Raw genomic sequence first — 14,866 nt, forward strand, 5'->3', positions numbered from 1 at the left:
CCCAACCCCCCTTACCCTTGTCAGGTGACCAGCAGCAAAGACGGGACCGGAGCCGTGGCCGAGCAGGGCGTGACGCGAACCTACGAAGTACGCACCTACGGGTGCCAGATGAACGTCCACGACTCCGAGCGGCTGTCCGGTCTCCTGGAGGACGCCGGCTACGTCCGTGCCCCCGAGGGCTCCGACGGCGAGGCCGACGTCGTGGTCTTCAACACCTGCGCGGTCCGCGAGAACGCCGACAACAAGCTGTACGGCAACCTCGGCCACCTCGCGCCGAAGAAGGCCGCCCGGCCCGGCATGCAGATCGCCGTCGGCGGCTGTCTGGCGCAGAAGGACCGCGACACCATCGTCAAGAGGGCCCCCTGGGTCGACGTGGTCTTCGGCACCCACAACATCGGCAAGCTGCCGGTGCTGCTGGAGCGCGCCCGCGTCCAGGAGGAGGCGCAGGTCGAGATCGCGGAGTCCCTGGAGGCCTTCCCGTCGACGCTGCCGACCCGACGCGAGTCCGCGTACGCCGCCTGGGTCTCGATCTCCGTCGGCTGCAACAACACCTGTACCTTCTGCATCGTCCCGGCGCTGCGCGGCAAGGAGGAGGACCGCCGTCCCGGCGACATCCTCGCCGAGATCGAGGCGCTGGTCGGCGAGGGCGTCTCCGAGATCACGCTGCTCGGCCAGAACGTCAACGCGTACGGCTCCGACCTCGGCGACCGCGAGGCCTTCAGCAAGCTGCTGCGCGCCTGCGGCGAGATCGAGGGCCTGGAGCGGGTCCGCTTCACTTCGCCGCACCCGCGCGACTTCACGGACGACGTGATCGCCGCGATGGCCGAGACTCCGAACGTGATGCCGCAGCTGCACATGCCGCTGCAGTCCGGCTCGGACACGGTCCTGAAGGCGATGCGCCGCTCGTACCGGCAGGAGCGCTTCCTCGGGATCATCGAGAAGGTGCGCGCCGCGATCCCGCACGCCGCCATCTCCACCGACATCATCGTGGGCTTCCCCGGCGAGACCGAGGAGGACTTCGAGCAGACCATGCACGTGGTGCGCGAGGCCCGCTTCGCGAACGCCTTCACCTTCCAGTACTCCAAGCGCCCCGGCACTCCCGCGGCCACGATGGAGGGCCAGATCCCGAAGGAGGTCGTGCAGGCGCGCTACGAGCGTCTGGTCGCCCTCCAGGAGGAGATCTCGTGGGAGGAGAACAAGAAGCAGGTCGGCCGCACCCTGGAGGTCATGGTCGCGGAGGGCGAGGGCCGCAAGGACGGCGAGACCCACCGTCTGTCCGGCCGCGCCCCCGACAACCGTCTCGTCCACTTCACCAAGCCGGACGAGCACGTGCGCCCGGGTGACGTCGTGACCGTCGAGATCACCTACGCCGCCCCGCACCACCTCCTCGCCGAGGGCCCGACCACCGCCGTCCGCCGCACTCGCGCGGGCGACGCCTGGGAGAAGCGCACCGCCGCCGCGGCAGCGAAGCCTGCGGGCGTCCTGCTGGGCCTGCCCAAGATCGGCGTCCCGGCGCCCCTCCCGGTCGCGGACGCGCCGGCCTGCGGCAGCCACTGACGGCCCGGCGGCCCTACGGGGCCGCCGGACTGCTGGAGCTTCGGACTGGCGGAGCTCCCGGCTGGTGGAGCTCCGGACTGGTGGAGCTTCGGACTGGTGGAGCTTCGGACTGGTGGAGCTTCGGACTGATGGAGCTCCCGGCTGGTGGAGCTCCGAACTGGTGGAGCTCCTGACTGCTGGAGCTTCGGACTGGTGGAGCTTCGGACTGCTGGAACACCGGACTGCGGGAGCCCGGACTGCTGGAGCTCCCGACTGGTGGACCAGCGGACTCCGGGACCACGGACTGCGCACCGCCGGATCCCGCAGCCACCGGACTCTGGACCGACGGACTCCTGGACCACCGGACCACGGTGCCGCTGGGCCCGCCGGAATGTGAGCTCGCAGGGCTGAGGTCGCCGTACCGGGGCCGTAGGACCGGGCCGCAGGTCTGGATCCGGGGGAGCGCCGCGCCCTGGGGCGGGCGGTCCACCGGTGACGCGCCTCCGGCCCGTCCGGTGCGCCGCCGCAGTAGGCTGCGGATCATGCTTGTCGCCGCCGCCGTCTGTCCCTGCCCTCCGCTCCTCGTGCCCGCCGTCGCGGCCGGGGCCGCGTCCGAGCTCGACGACGCGCGCACGGCGTGTTCCGACGCGCTCGGCGTGCTCGCCGCGTCCCGGCCCGACCGGCTGGTCGTCGTGGGGCCCGCGGCCGAGGACGGCCGGGGCGTCCACCCGGCGGGTTCGGCCGGCTCCTTCGCGGGGTTCGGCGTCGACCTGACCGTACGGCTCGGCGTCGGGCCCGGCGGTGACCGGCCGCTGCCCGCCTCGCTGGCCGTCGCGGCCTCGCTCCTGGAGCACACCGACTGGGCGGACGCACCGATCGAGGGACTGGGCGTCGGCGAGTCGTCGGAGGCCGAGCGCTGCGCCGCGGCCGGCCGTGAGATCGCCGGGTCGGCGGACCGCGTCGCCCTGCTGGTGATGGGCGACGGCAGTGCCTGCCGCACGGTCAAGGCACCCGGCTACCTGGACGAGCGCGCCGAGGCCTTCGACGCGGCCGTCGCCCGGGCCCTGGGCGAGGCCGACCCGGCCGCGCTGCTGGCCCTGGACGCGGAGCTCGCGTACGAGCTGAAGGCCGCCGGACGGGCGCCCTGGCAGGTGCTCGCGGGCGCCGCCGAGGGTGCCGGTCTCGCGGGGCGACTGCTCTACGAGAACGCGCCCTACGGAGTCGGTTACTTCGTCGCGGCCTGGAGCTAGGGCCTGTTTTCGGATCGGGCCGGGCGTCGGGACGCCGGCAAGGTCCGGAAGACACGCCCCAGCGGCGCACGACGGCGGACGGCCGCGGCGCTCGAGCTCCGCGGCCGTCCGCCGTCGCGTGGAGGAGGGTGAACCGGGTCAGGCGGCCGGCGGTGGGGTCGGACCGGCGGGGCCGGCCGGGCCCTCGTCCTTGTGGGCGAGGCGGTCGATGGCGTGCTTCGCCTTCCCGGTGCCGGACTCGATCTTGTCGCTGTACTTGCCCTTGGTCTTCTCGTCGACCTTCCTGGCGGCCTTCTCCAGGCCGTGCTCGACCTTCCCCCCGTGCTCCTGGGCGAGGTGGGAGACCTTGTCCTTGGCCGGGGCGAGCTTGGCCTTCAACGTATCCAGGAGACCCATGGGGTCACCGTCCCTCCGCGTTCCTCGTGCCTACTTCAGGGCCTGCTTCCGGGCGCCCTCGCCGGCCTCGTTGTCCGCGGCCTCCTCCGCCGACTGCTGCTTCGGGATGTCGACGGACTCGACGGACTCGGCGGACTCGGCGGGGTCCGCGGCAGCCGCCGCGTCCACGGCTTCCACGGCCTCGGGCGCCTCCGGCGTCCCGGCGCCGGGCGGCTCCTCCGTCACGTCCTCCGTCGCGTCCTCCGCCACGGCCGTCGCCTCGGAGACCTCTTCGACCTCTTCCTTACTCTTACGGCGAAACAGTGCGAAAACGCCCATATCTGCTCCCTAGCGTACTCAGGGTCCTTATTCCGCAACAGGCAACGAAGCCGGATGGGAGCCGTCACGTAGCTCATTCGGGGACGCGCCGCGAGGTTTGCGAGACTGGGGCGGTGAGAAGTGCAGCTCCCGCCTCGCGGGTCATCGCCGTCGTCGGTCCCACAGCGGCCGGAAAGTCCGATCTGGGCGTGTTCCTCGCCCAGCAGCTCGGCGGCGAGGTCGTCAACGCCGATTCGATGCAGCTCTACCGGGGGATGGACATCGGCACCGCCAAACTGACGATGGAGGAGCGCGGCGGCGTCCCGCACCACCTCCTCGACATCTGGGACGTGACCGAGGCCGCCAGCGTCGCCGAGTACCAGCGCCTCGCCCGCGCCGAGATCGACCGGCTCCTCGCCGAGGGCCGCACCCCGATCCTGGTCGGCGGATCCGGGCTGTACGTACGCGGCGCCCTGGACGTCATGGAGTTCCCCGGCACCGACCCCGAGCTCCGGGCCCGCCTGGAGGCCGAGCTGGAGGAGCGCGGCTCGGGCGTGCTGCACGCCCGGCTCGCCGCCGCCGACCCCGAGGCCGGCCGGGCGATCCTGCCCAGCAACGGCCGGCGCATCGTCCGCGCCCTGGAGGTCATCGAGATCACCGGCAAGCCGTTCACGGCCAACCTCCCGGGCCACGACTCCGTCTACGACACCGTGCAGATCGGCGTCGACGTCGCCCGCCCCGAGCTCGACGCGCGCATTGCCACCCGCGTGGACCGCATGTGGGAGGCCGGTCTCGTCGACGAGGTGCGCGCCCTGGAGGCGCGCGGCCTGCGCGAGGGGCGCACGGCGGCCCGCGCGCTCGGCTACCAGCAGGTGCTCGCGGCGCTCGCCGGGGAGTGCACCGAGGACGAGGCGCGTGCCGAGACGATCCGCGCCACCAAGCGCTTCGCGCGCCGCCAGGACTCCTGGTTCCGGCGCGATCCCCGGGTGCACTGGCTCAGCGGCGCCGCCGAGGACCGCGGGGAACTCGCGGGGCGGGCGCTGACGTTGGTCGAACGAGCGGTTACAGCCTGATCACGTGATGGCATCGGGACGTCATGCCCGTCATTCCGGGGGTGTGCGGCGTGCCATCATCGAGCATCGATCGACCAAGTGGAGTCCGAGTTGGGAGGGCGCGTGGCGATGGAGGCCGGCCCTCGCGACACCGAGCAGCAGGCCGCCGTCCGGGGTGAAGTCCCCGGTGGGGCGCCCGGTCTGACGCCGGACGGCCCGGACGAGGCGGAGGGCAGCGCCGTCGAGGTGGACGCGGCGGAAGTCGAGGTGGAACTGCGCCCGCAGCGCCGTCTGAGGATCTGGCAGCTCGCCCCGATCGTCGCGCTCGCCGCCGTCGGCTCCCTGATGTTCGCGTTCCCGCTCGCCTTCGGCTCGGGCGACGGCGGCGCCGTCGTCGCCATGCTGGGCCTGCTGATCAGCTGCTGTGCGGCGGGCTGGGGCATGATGGCCGCCCGCCGGGTCGGCTACACCTGGCCGGGCCTGCCCGTCCGCGGCTCCGGCGAGCGCCCGAACTGGCGCGCCCTCGCGCTGTACGTGATCTTCAGTGCCGTCCTGGTCGCCCTCGCGGTCTGGCGCGTCGCCCGCCTGCGCTGAGCGGTGCCCGGCCCGCAGGGGTGTCCTTCGAAGGCGTCCCGGCCCTGGGGGTCTCTCTGCCCTGGAGGGCGCTCCGGCCCTGGAAGGCGCCCGGCTCTGGAGGGTCTCTGTCCTGAGGGGCGCTCCGGCCTTGTGAGGCGCCCCGGCCCTGGAGGGCTTCTCTGTCCTGAGGGGTGTCCCGGCCCTGGAAGGCGCCCCGGCCCTGGAGGGCCTCTCGCCCCCGCGCGGGTCCGGCGGCCGCGCCCGTACCGCGCCCGTACCGCTTCCTGGACCGCAGCCGCCCTCGTCGGGCCCGCCCCGTACAGTTGATCGCGTGAGCAACGCGCAGAAGACCTCGCCCCTCGCCTTCCTCAAGGGACACGGCACCGAGAACGACTTCGTGATCGTCCCGGACCCGGAGAACGCCGTCGACCTGCCTCCGGCGGTCGTCGCCCGGCTGTGCGACCGGCGGGCGGGCATCGGCGGCGACGGCGTGCTGCACGTCGTGCGCAGCGCCGCCCACCCCGAGGCGAAGCCGATGGCCGACGAGGCCGAGTGGTTCATGGACTACCGCAACGCGGACGGCTCCGTCGCCGAGATGTGCGGCAACGGCGTCCGGGTCTTCGCGCGCTACCTCCAGCACGCCGGACACGTCACCGCGGGCGAGGTCGCCGTCGCCACCCGCGGCGGGATCAAGCGCGTCCACCTCGACAAGGACGGCTCCGTCACCGTCCGCATGGGCAAGGCCGTGCTGCCCGAGGCCGGCGTCACGGTGACCGTCGACGGCCGCAGCTGGCCCGCCCGCAACGTGAACATGGGGAATCCGCACGCGGTCGCCTTCGTCGAGTCCCTCGACCACGCGGGCAACCTCTACGACGAGCCGCCGTACGAGCCGGCCGCGGTCTACCCGGACGGCGTCAACATCGAGTTCGTCGCCGACCGCGGTCCGCGCCACGTCGCCATGCGGGTCCACGAGCGCGGCGCCGCCGAGACCCGTTCCTGCGGCACCGGCGCGTGCGCCGTCGCCGTCGCCACCGCCCGCCGTGACGGCGCCGACCCGGCCGTGACCGGCACGCCCGTCACGTACACCGTCGACGTCCTCGGCGGGACCCTCGTGATCACCGAGCACCCCGACGGCGAGATCGAGATGACCGGCCCCGCGGTGATCGTCGCCGAGGGCACCGTCGAGCCGTCCTGGCTCGACGCCTGACCCGCCCTGTACGACGACTGACGCGCCCGTCCACGCCTGACCCGCCCTGTACGACGACTGACGCGCCCGTCCACGCCTGACCCGCCCGTCCGACACCTCACGCGCCCCGTCCGAGGCGCGACGCGCACCGTCCGACGCGCGCCTCGGACGCGAGGGAATCGAAACCGTCAACGACTGATTCGTCCCTCGAATGGGTGATCCCGTTCACGCTCGGCGAGAGGGGGACTGCGCCACGTGGTGGGCTCGGTAGCATCAAGCACCGGCCCACCGGGCACGCCTGCCCGGCCTTCCGCCGGTCGACGCCGCCGGAGGTTGCCCATGAGCGCAGAGGCCACCAACCCCGTGAGCGACGCCGAGGCCGCCGGCCCGGACGCTCCCGGCCGCAGACGAGGCCGCCCCAGGATCGATCTGCGCAGGCTCGGGCGGGCCGCCCTGCTCGGCGCGACCGCCGGGCCCGCCGCCCGGGACCGGCTGCCCGACGCCATCGGACACGTCGCCGAGGCCCACCGCGCCCACCACCCCGACGCCGACCTGGCCGTGCTGCGCCACGCGTACGTACTCGCCGAGTCCTCCCACCGCGGCCAGTTCCGCAAGAGCGGCGAGCCGTACATCACCCACCCGCTCGCGGTGACCCTGATCCTCGCCGAACTCGGCGCCGAGACCACCACGTTGACCGCCGCGCTGCTCCACGACACCGTCGAGGACACCGACGTGACGCTCGACCAGGTGCGCCACGGGTTCGGCGACGAGGTCGCGTACCTCGTCGACGGCGTCACCAAGCTGGAGAAGGTCGACTACGGCGCCGCGGCCGAGCCCGAGACCTTCCGCAAGATGCTCGTCGCCACCGGCAACGACGTCCGGGTCATGTCGATCAAACTCGCCGACCGGCTGCACAACATGCGCACCCTCGGCGTGATGCGCCCCGAGAAACAGGCACGCATCGCCAAGGTCACCCGTGACGTCCTCATCCCGCTCGCCGAGCGCCTCGGCGTCCAGGCGCTCAAGACCGAGCTGGAGGACCTGGTCTTCGCCATCCTCCACCCCGAGGAGTACGAGGCCACCCGCGCCCTCATCGCGGACAACTCCGGGGCGGGCGACGCCCTCGGCGCGATCGCCGAGCAGGTGTCCGGCGTCCTGCGCGAGGCCGGCATCGGCGCCGAAGTCCTGGTCCGGCCCCGGCACTTCGTCTCCGTGCACCGCGTCCGCCTCAAGCGCGGCGAACTGCGCGGCAGCGACTTCGGGCGGCTCCTCGTCCTGGTCGGCGAGGACGCCGACTGCTACGCCGTCCTCGGTGAACTCCACACCTGCTTCACGCCGGTGATGTCCGAGTTCAAGGACTTCATCGCCGCGCCCAAGTTCAACCTCTACCAGTCGCTGCACACCGCCGTCGCCGCCCCCGACGGAGCCGTCGCCGAAGTCCTCATCCGCACCCACCGGATGCACAAGGTCGCCGAGGCCGGGGTGGTCGCCCTCGGCAACCCGTACGCCGGGAACCCCGACGGCACCGACGGCGCCGAGGACGGCGAGCGCGTCGACCCCACCCGTCCCGGCTGGCTGTCCCGGCTCCTGGACTGGCAGGAGTCCACACCCGACCCCGACACCTTCTGGACCTCGCTGCACGCCGACCTCGCCCAGGACCGGGAGATCACCGTCTTCCGCGCGGACGGCGGCGCCCCCGGCATGATCAGCCTGCCCCTCGGCGCCACCTGCGTCGACGCCGCCTACGCCGCCCACGGCGAGGCCGCCCACGGCTGTCTCGGCGCCCGCGTCAACGGCCGGCTCGCACCGCTGAGCACCGTCCTCCACGACGGCGACACCGTGCAGCTGCTGCTCGCCCAGGACGCCACCTCCGGGCCCTCGCCGCAGTGGCTCGACCACGCCCGTACGCCCGCCGCGCGGATCGCCATCACCGGCTGGCTCCAGACCCATCCCGAGACCGCCAAGGTCCCCGCCGCGGCGCCCCGCCCGCCCGCGAGCGTCACCGCCGACCGGCGCTCCGGCACCCGGCTGCGCGCCGAGCTCCCCGGCGCGGCGGCCGGGGCCACTCCTCCGGCCGTACGCCCGGCCGGCTGTTGTACGCCCGTACCGCCCGACGAGATCACCGGCTTCGTCGTCCGCGGCGGCTCCGTCACCGTCCACCGCACCGGCTGCGCCTCCGCCGACACCATGAGGAGGCACGGCCGGGCCCCGGTCACCGTCCACTGGGGCGACACCGCCGAATGCCGGGTCACCCTCGTCGCCGAGTCCTTCGGCCGGCCCAGGCTGCTCGCCGACCTCACCGAGGCCATCGCCGGCGAGGGCGTCGCCGTCGTCTCCGCCACCGTCGAGCCCCCGAGCGAGCAGCGCGTCCGCCACACGTACACCCTCCAACTCCCGGACGCCGCACAGCTGCCCGCCCTGATGAGGGCCATGCGGGACGTGCCCGGGGTGTACGACGTGCGCCGCGCCCGTCACCCCGCATCACCCGTGCTCTGACCGCCGCTCGGCGCTTGCAGGAGCCGTCCGGGCCGGTCCCGCGCCCCTGGGAGGGCCCCGGTCTGACCCCTTCGGGTGGCGGGCTCGCGCGCCGCCCGAAGGAGCGGCCCGGGCCCTGGTAGCGGTAACCCATGCCGCTCCCCTCCCGCGCCGCCGGACACGCCACCGAGCACGCCACCGGCAACGCCCCCGACGCCCGCACCTCCCGTGAACCGGCTCTCCGTGCCTCCCCTCACCCGGCCCCATGGGCTCGCCGCGCCTCCCGCGGTCCGGCCCCGCGCGCTCCCCGTAATCCGTCTCCACGCGCGCGTGCCCTGCGTTCCGCCGTCCTCGTCGCCCTCTCCGCGGGCCTCGTCGCCGCCGCCCTGCCGGCCCCGGCTCCGCTCGGCATCGGCGACCCGCTCTTCCCGCACCTGGGCAATCCCGGCTACGACGTGCTGACGTACGACATCGGCCTCACCTACACCGGCCGCAACACCGAGCCGCTCGCCGGCGTCACCCGGATCCAGGCCCTCGCCACCGACGACCTGCCGCGGATCAACCTCGACTTCACCCACGGCACCGTCTCCGCCGTCACCGTCGAGGGCGAGCCGGCCGAGTGGGCGAGCAGCGGCGAGGACCTGGTGATCACCCCGGCCCGCCCGGTCGGGCGGGGCGAGACGGTCGAGATCGCCGTCACCCACACCAGCGACCCGAAGGGCTCCGCCGACGCCGGCGGCTGGGTCCGCACCGGCGACGGCCTCGCCATGGCCAACCAGGCTGACGCCGCCCACCGGGTCTTCCCCTCCAACGACCACCCCTCCGACAAGGCGTTCTTCACCTTCCGGATCACGGCACCCGACCGCTTCACCGCGGTCGCCAACGGACTCTCCGAGAGCCGGCAGCGGCAGCAGGACGGCACCACCACCTGGACCTACCGCACCGCCCACCCCATGGCCACCGAGCTGGCCCAGGTCTCCATCGGCGAGTCGGCCGTCGTGCACCGCAAGGGCCCGCACGACCTGCCCGTACGCGACGTCGTGCGCACCGCCGACCGGGAGCTGCTCGAACCCTGGCTGCGGCGCACGCCCGGCCACCTGGAGTGGATGGAGAGCCGGGTCGGCCCGTACCCCTTCGAGAACTACGGCGTCCTGATCGCCGACGCCGACACCGGCTTCGAGCTGGAGACCCAGACCCTCTCGCTCTTCGAGCGCGGCCTGTTCACCGAGCCCGGCTACCCGAAGTGGTACGTCGACTCGATCATGGTCCACGAGCTCGCCCACCAGTGGTTCGGCGACAGCGTCTCGCCCCGCACCTGGTCCGACCTGTGGCTCAACGAGGGGCACGCCACCTGGTACGAGGCGACGTACGCGGAGGAGCACGGCGGGCCCACCCTGGAGCGCCGTATGAAGGCCGCGTACGCCGCCTCCGACCAGTGGCGCAAGGACGGCGGCCCGCCCGCCGCCCCGAAGCCGCCGGAGCCCGGCGAGAAGATCAGCCTCTTCCGGCCCGTCGTCTACGACGGCAGCGCCCTGGCGCTCTACGCACTGCGCCACGAGATCGGCACCGAGGCCTTCGACCGGCTGGAGCGCCGCTGGGTGTCCGAGCACCTGGACGGCACCGCCACGACCGCCGACTTCACGGCCCTGGCCGCAGAGGTCTCCGGGCGGGACCTCACCCGCTTCTTCGACGACTGGCTGTACGCGGCGAAGACCCCGCCCATGCCCGGGCACCCGGACTGGACCAGCCGGGCGCCGAAGACGGGGAAACCGGGATGACGGGCCCGGTCGGGCCGTGTCACCATCTTCAGGTCGGCGGCGCGGCCGGGCGGCGGGAATTCTTCCCGGGTGTCACGCGTTGTGACTGCCGTAACGGATTTCTCTTCGACGTAAGGATCAAATGACCTCCTCTTCATCTTCTTCCCAGGACAAGCAGCGCTTCGCGGAGACCGGCCGCACCGAGAGCCTTCGGGCCGATGCCCTGATGGAAGAGGACGTCGCCTGGAGCCAAGAGATCGACGGAGAGCGGGACGGCGACCAGTTCGACCGCTCCGAGCGCGCGGCCCTCCGCCGCGTCGCCGGCCTCTCCACCGAGCTCGAGGACGTCACCGAGGTCGAGTACCGCCAGCTGCGCCTCGAGCGCGTCGTGCTGGTCGGTGTGTGGACCTCGGGGACGGTGCAGGACGCGGAGAACTCCCTCGCGGAGCTCGCGGCCCTCGCCGAGACGGCGGGTGCCCTCGTGCTCGACGGCGTGATCCAGCGCCGCGACAAGCCGGACCCGGCGACGTTCATCGGATCGGGCAAGGCGCAGGAGCTCCGGGACATCGTCCTCGAGACCGGTGCCGACACCGTCGTCTGCGACGGTGAGCTCAGCCCCGGCCAGCTCATCGCCCTCGAGGACGTCGTCAAGGTGAAGGTGGTCGACCGGACCGCCCTCATCCTCGACATCTTCGCCCAGCACGCCAAGTCCCGAGAGGGCAAGGCGCAGGTCGCCCTCGCGCAGATGCAGTACATGCTGCCGCGACTGCGTGGCTGGGGTCAGTCGCTGTCCCGTCAGATGGGTGGCGGCGGCGGTGGCGGCATGGCCACCCGTGGTCCCGGTGAGACCAAGATCGAGACCGACCGGCGCCGCATCCGCGAGAAGATGGCGAAGATGCGCCGGGAGATCGCGGAAATGAAGACCGGCCGCGACATCAAGCGGCAGGAGCGGCGCCGTAACAAGGTGCCGTCGGTCGCCATCGCCGGATACACCAACGCCGGCAAGTCGTCCCTGCTCAACCGCCTCACCGGCGCGGGCGTGCTGGTGGAGAACGCGCTGTTCGCCACCCTCGACCCCACCGTGCGACGGGCCGAGACGCCCACCGGCCGGGTCTACACCCTGGCCGACACCGTCGGCTTCGTCCGGCACCTGCCCCACCACCTGGTCGAGGCGTTCCGCTCCACCATGGAGGAGGTCGGCGACTCCGATCTCATCCTGCACGTGGTCGACGGCTCGCACCCGGCTCCGGAGGAGCAGCTGGCAGCGGTGCGCGAGGTGATCCGCGACGTCGGCGCGCTCGACGTGCCGGAGATCGTCGTGATCAACAAGGCGGACGCGGCGGACCCGCTGGTGCTCCAGCGTCTGCTGCGGATCGAGAAGCGTTCCATCGCCGTCTCCGCCCGCTCGGGCGCGGGCATCGAGGAGCTGCTCGGCCTGATCGACGCCGAGCTGCCGCGGCCGAAGGTCGAGCTCGAGGTCCTCGTGCCGTACACGCAGGGCGGGCTCGTCTCGCGGGTGCACGCCGAGGGCGAGGTGATCTCCGAGGAGCACACCCCGGAGGGCACGCTGCTCAAGGCCCGGGTGCACGAGGAGCTGGCGGCGCTGCTCGCGCCGTACGTTCCGGCCGCGCACTGACGCGTCGGCACGACGCACGACGAAAGGGCGCCGGCCGCCTCCCGCGAGGGAGACGGCCGGCGCCTTCGTCGTGTCTACGACCTGGTCAGGCGAACTTCTTGCTGATCATCTCGTGGGCCGCCTTCGCGCCCCTGCCCAGCTGCGGTCCGGCCAGCCAGCCGTTGCTGCCGGCCGGGCCGATCGAGGTGTTCGACACCAGTGCCGTCTTGCCGTTGGGCAGCACGCGGAACCAGCCGCCGCCCGACGAACCGGCGGTCATCGTGCAGCCGATCCGGTACATGACGGGGGGGGCCGGGGCCGTGGTCATCCGGGTGGCGCGGTCCAGGCACTTGTGCATGATCACGCCGTTGTACGGAGCGGCTCCCGGGTAGCCCCAGGCGCCGACGGTGCCGGCCTGCGCGGGCTGCGGGGCGGAGAAGTCGACCGGCAGGGCCACGCCCACCGTCTCCTCCAGGGACTTGCGGCCCTTCTGCGGCTGGACGTGCAGCACGGCGTAGTCGTACGGCCAGGCCTGGTTGGTGCCGCCGCCCTGGATCCACTCGCCGGAGGTCACGGCCCAGTCGGCCCAGTACTGGCCGTAGGGGTAGACCTCGTGCGGCTGCGCGTTGCGCAGGGCGCCGGGCGTCTTGCCCTTGTCGTTGAAGGCCGGCGCGAACATGATGTTGCGGTACCAGCCACCGCGCTTGCCCGCGTGCACGCAGTGCCCGGCGGTCCACACCAGGTTGGACTTCCCGGGGTGGCGGGGGTCCTTCACGATCGTGCCGGAGCAGGCCATGTGGCCCTCGGGCGCGTCGAAGAAGATCTTGCCGACCGGAGCCGCGTTGCGGTGGTACGGCGTCTTCTCGCGCTGCGCGGTCACCGGTCGCGGCGTGGGATCGCTGCCCCCGCTGGTCGCCTGCGTCTCGATGGTCTGGTCGGGGCTCTTCGCGGACTGCATCCGCTCGGTGTTCCAGAGCCCGTCGATCACCGGGTTGACGAAGTCCTCGGCCTCACGGAGCCAGGTCGCCTGGTCCCAGTTCTTCCACTCGCCGCTCTTCCACTTGTCGACGTCGACGCCGTGCTTCTTCAGCTTGTCGGCGAAGCCCTTCGACAGGTCGGAGACGCCGGTGCCGGAGCCGCCGTCGGCGGGGCTCGCGGTGGCGCTGGCGGTGGTGCCGGCGGGCTTGTCCGCCGACTGGTCCTCCGTGGGGCCGCAGGCGGTGGCGGTCAGCGCGAGAGCGAGCGCCGCCGCCACGCCGGACACGGCGGGCAGGAGTCGTATGGAACGCATGAAGTGGTGTCCCCCTGGGGTGTTCGCACGTCCTGCGGACGGGTGGCCTGCGCTGGCCGCCCCGTGTGGCATTGCCATGGACGCGTCACTTGCAAGTGCACAGTATGCACGGCCCGTTCGGGCGGGACCGCACGGGTCCCGCCCGAACCGCCGAGGCGATCCGTCGATTCGCGTACTTCTGGTTCGCGAACTACTGGTTCGCGTACTTCTTGCTCACGCCCTCGTAGAGGGACTTCGCCTCGGCGCCGAGCCGGGGACCAGCCAGCCAGCCCGCCGTCACCGGGCCGATCGAGGTGTTCGACACCAGCGCCGGCTTGCCGTCCTGGCCCGTGGCCACCCAGCCGCCACCCGACGAACCGCCGGTCATGGTGCAGCCGATCCGGTACATCGTCGGCTGCTCGGCCTTCACCGAAAGACGGCCCGGCCTGTCCGAGCACTGGAACATCTTCTGGCCGTCGAACGGCTTGCCCGCCGGGTAACCGGTCGCCGTCATGCTCGCGATCTTCGGCACCGCCGGGGCGTTGAACTCGACCGGGAGCGCCGAACCGACCGTCTCCTCCAGCGACTTGCCCGTGGAGCCCTTCTCCGGCGTCACGTGCAGCACCGCGAAGTCGTACGGGGCACCCTTGCCGCCGGTCTGGCCGCCCTCGTCGATCCACTGCTGCGAGGTCTGCGCCCAGTCGCTCCACCACACGCCGTACGGAGCGATCTCCTCGCGGGTCGCGTTCTCCAGAGCGGCGGTCGGCCGGCCCTTGTCGTTGTACGACGGCACGAAGGCGATGTTGCGGTACCAGCCGCCCTTCTTGCCCGCGTGCACACAGTGCCCGGCCGTCCAGACCATGTTGGACTTGCCCGGGTGCGCCGGGTCCTGCACGACCGTCGCCGAGCAGACCATCGAGCCCTCGGGACCGTCGAAGAAGACCTTGCCGGAGGCCGGCGAGGTCGAGTGGTACGGCGGCTGCACGGCCTTGGCGGGCACCGCGGCCGGCGTCGGGTCGGTCACGCCCTTGTCGCCCGAGATGTCCTCCTCCTCGACCGGCTTGTCGGGACGCTCGGCGTCCCGCATCCGGTCCGGGTCCCAGAGGTCCTCGATGATCGGGTTGACGAAGTCCTTCGCCTCACGCAGCCACTTGTCCCGGTCCCAGTTCTTCCACTCGCCGTCCCGCCACTTGTCGACATCGATCCCGTGCTCCTTCAGACGGTCCTTCAGGTCGTCCGGAATCGTGATCTTGTCGCCGGTCGACGGCGTCGCGGCGCTGGGCTTGTCACCCCCCGCGTTGTCCTCGGTCGGACCGCAGGCAGTCGCCGTCAGCGTCAGCGCCGCGACGGCGGACGCTGCGGCCAGCAGCGGACGAATCGATCGCATCTCGTGATCCCCCTGGGACTACGTCAACTTGTGCATCAGTGAACAGCAGTGACGTGGACACCCACGCCA

Annotated in this window: 12 protein-coding genes; 8 read left to right on the plus strand and 4 right to left on the minus strand. The window is 72.5% G+C overall.

The annotated features are described in order from the left end of the window. Window positions 1-24 precede the first annotated feature (24 nt). A complete protein-coding gene (gene miaB, locus ACFY8W_RS35705; protein WP_391114776.1) occupies window positions 25-1,557 on the plus strand; it encodes a tRNA (N6-isopentenyl adenosine(37)-C2)-methylthiotransferase MiaB in 1,533 nt (510 codons plus the stop codon). A 521-nt stretch (window positions 1,558-2,078) separates the two neighbouring features. Beyond that, window positions 2,079-2,786, plus strand: a complete 708-nt coding sequence (locus ACFY8W_RS35710; protein WP_391114778.1) for a class III extradiol dioxygenase subunit B-like domain-containing protein — start codon at window positions 2,079-2,081, stop codon at window positions 2,784-2,786. 138 nt (window positions 2,787-2,924) lie between these two features. Here the strand turns inward: ACFY8W_RS35710 and ACFY8W_RS35715 are convergent, their stop codons facing one another. Beyond that, a complete protein-coding gene (locus ACFY8W_RS35715; RefSeq protein ID WP_391114780.1) occupies window positions 2,925-3,182 on the minus strand; it encodes an Rv0909 family putative TA system antitoxin in 258 nt (85 codons plus the stop codon). A gap of 30 nt (window positions 3,183-3,212) precedes the next feature. Next, on the minus strand, window positions 3,213-3,500 hold the full coding sequence (locus ACFY8W_RS35720; RefSeq protein ID WP_391114783.1) for a hypothetical protein: 288 nt from the start codon (window positions 3,498-3,500) through the stop codon (window positions 3,213-3,215). 113 nt (window positions 3,501-3,613) lie between these two features. Here ACFY8W_RS35720 and miaA point away from each other — a divergent pair, with 113 nt between their 5' ends. The 6 genes from miaA (at window position 3,614) to hflX (ending at window position 12,161) form a co-directional block, all read left to right on the plus strand. After that, window positions 3,614-4,552 (plus strand): tRNA (adenosine(37)-N6)-dimethylallyltransferase MiaA, encoded by a 939-nt coding sequence (miaA, locus tag ACFY8W_RS35725; RefSeq protein WP_391114785.1) that lies wholly within the window; start codon window positions 3,614-3,616, stop codon window positions 4,550-4,552. 108 nt (window positions 4,553-4,660) lie between these two features. Continuing rightward, window positions 4,661-5,125, plus strand: a complete 465-nt coding sequence (locus tag ACFY8W_RS35730; RefSeq protein WP_391114994.1) for a hypothetical protein — start codon at window positions 4,661-4,663, stop codon at window positions 5,123-5,125. Window positions 5,126-5,438: 313 nt separating this feature from the next. Further along, a complete protein-coding gene (dapF, locus tag ACFY8W_RS35735; protein WP_391114788.1) occupies window positions 5,439-6,314 on the plus strand; it encodes a diaminopimelate epimerase in 876 nt (291 codons plus the stop codon). 318 nt (window positions 6,315-6,632) lie between these two features. Beyond that, window positions 6,633-8,789, plus strand: coding sequence for an HD domain-containing protein (locus ACFY8W_RS35740; RefSeq protein WP_391114791.1), 2,157 nt, complete (start codon window positions 6,633-6,635; stop codon window positions 8,787-8,789). 131 nt (window positions 8,790-8,920) lie between these two features. After that, window positions 8,921-10,546, plus strand: coding sequence for a M1 family aminopeptidase (locus tag ACFY8W_RS35745; protein ID WP_391114794.1), 1,626 nt, complete (start codon window positions 8,921-8,923; stop codon window positions 10,544-10,546). A gap of 121 nt (window positions 10,547-10,667) precedes the next feature. Then, window positions 10,668-12,161: a GTPase HflX gene (hflX, locus tag ACFY8W_RS35750; protein WP_391114796.1), complete on the plus strand. Its 1,494-nt coding sequence runs from the start codon at window positions 10,668-10,670 to the stop codon at window positions 12,159-12,161. Between the two features lie 85 nt (window positions 12,162-12,246). On the opposite strand, the gene ACFY8W_RS35755 is transcribed toward hflX, so the two are convergent. Together ACFY8W_RS35755 and ACFY8W_RS35760 are read right to left on the minus strand one after the other, a co-directional pair. Beyond that, window positions 12,247-13,431: a trypsin-like serine peptidase gene (locus tag ACFY8W_RS35755; protein ID WP_391114798.1), complete on the minus strand. Its 1,185-nt coding sequence runs from the start codon at window positions 13,429-13,431 to the stop codon at window positions 12,247-12,249. A 190-nt stretch (window positions 13,432-13,621) separates the two neighbouring features. Beyond that, a complete protein-coding gene (locus tag ACFY8W_RS35760) occupies window positions 13,622-14,797 on the minus strand; it encodes a trypsin-like serine peptidase (protein WP_391114800.1) in 1,176 nt (391 codons plus the stop codon). Window positions 14,798-14,866 lie beyond the last annotated feature (69 nt).

Source organism: Streptomyces sp. NPDC012637 (genome assembly GCF_042954805.1).
Taxonomy (GTDB): Bacteria; Actinomycetota; Actinomycetes; order Streptomycetales; family Streptomycetaceae; genus Streptomyces.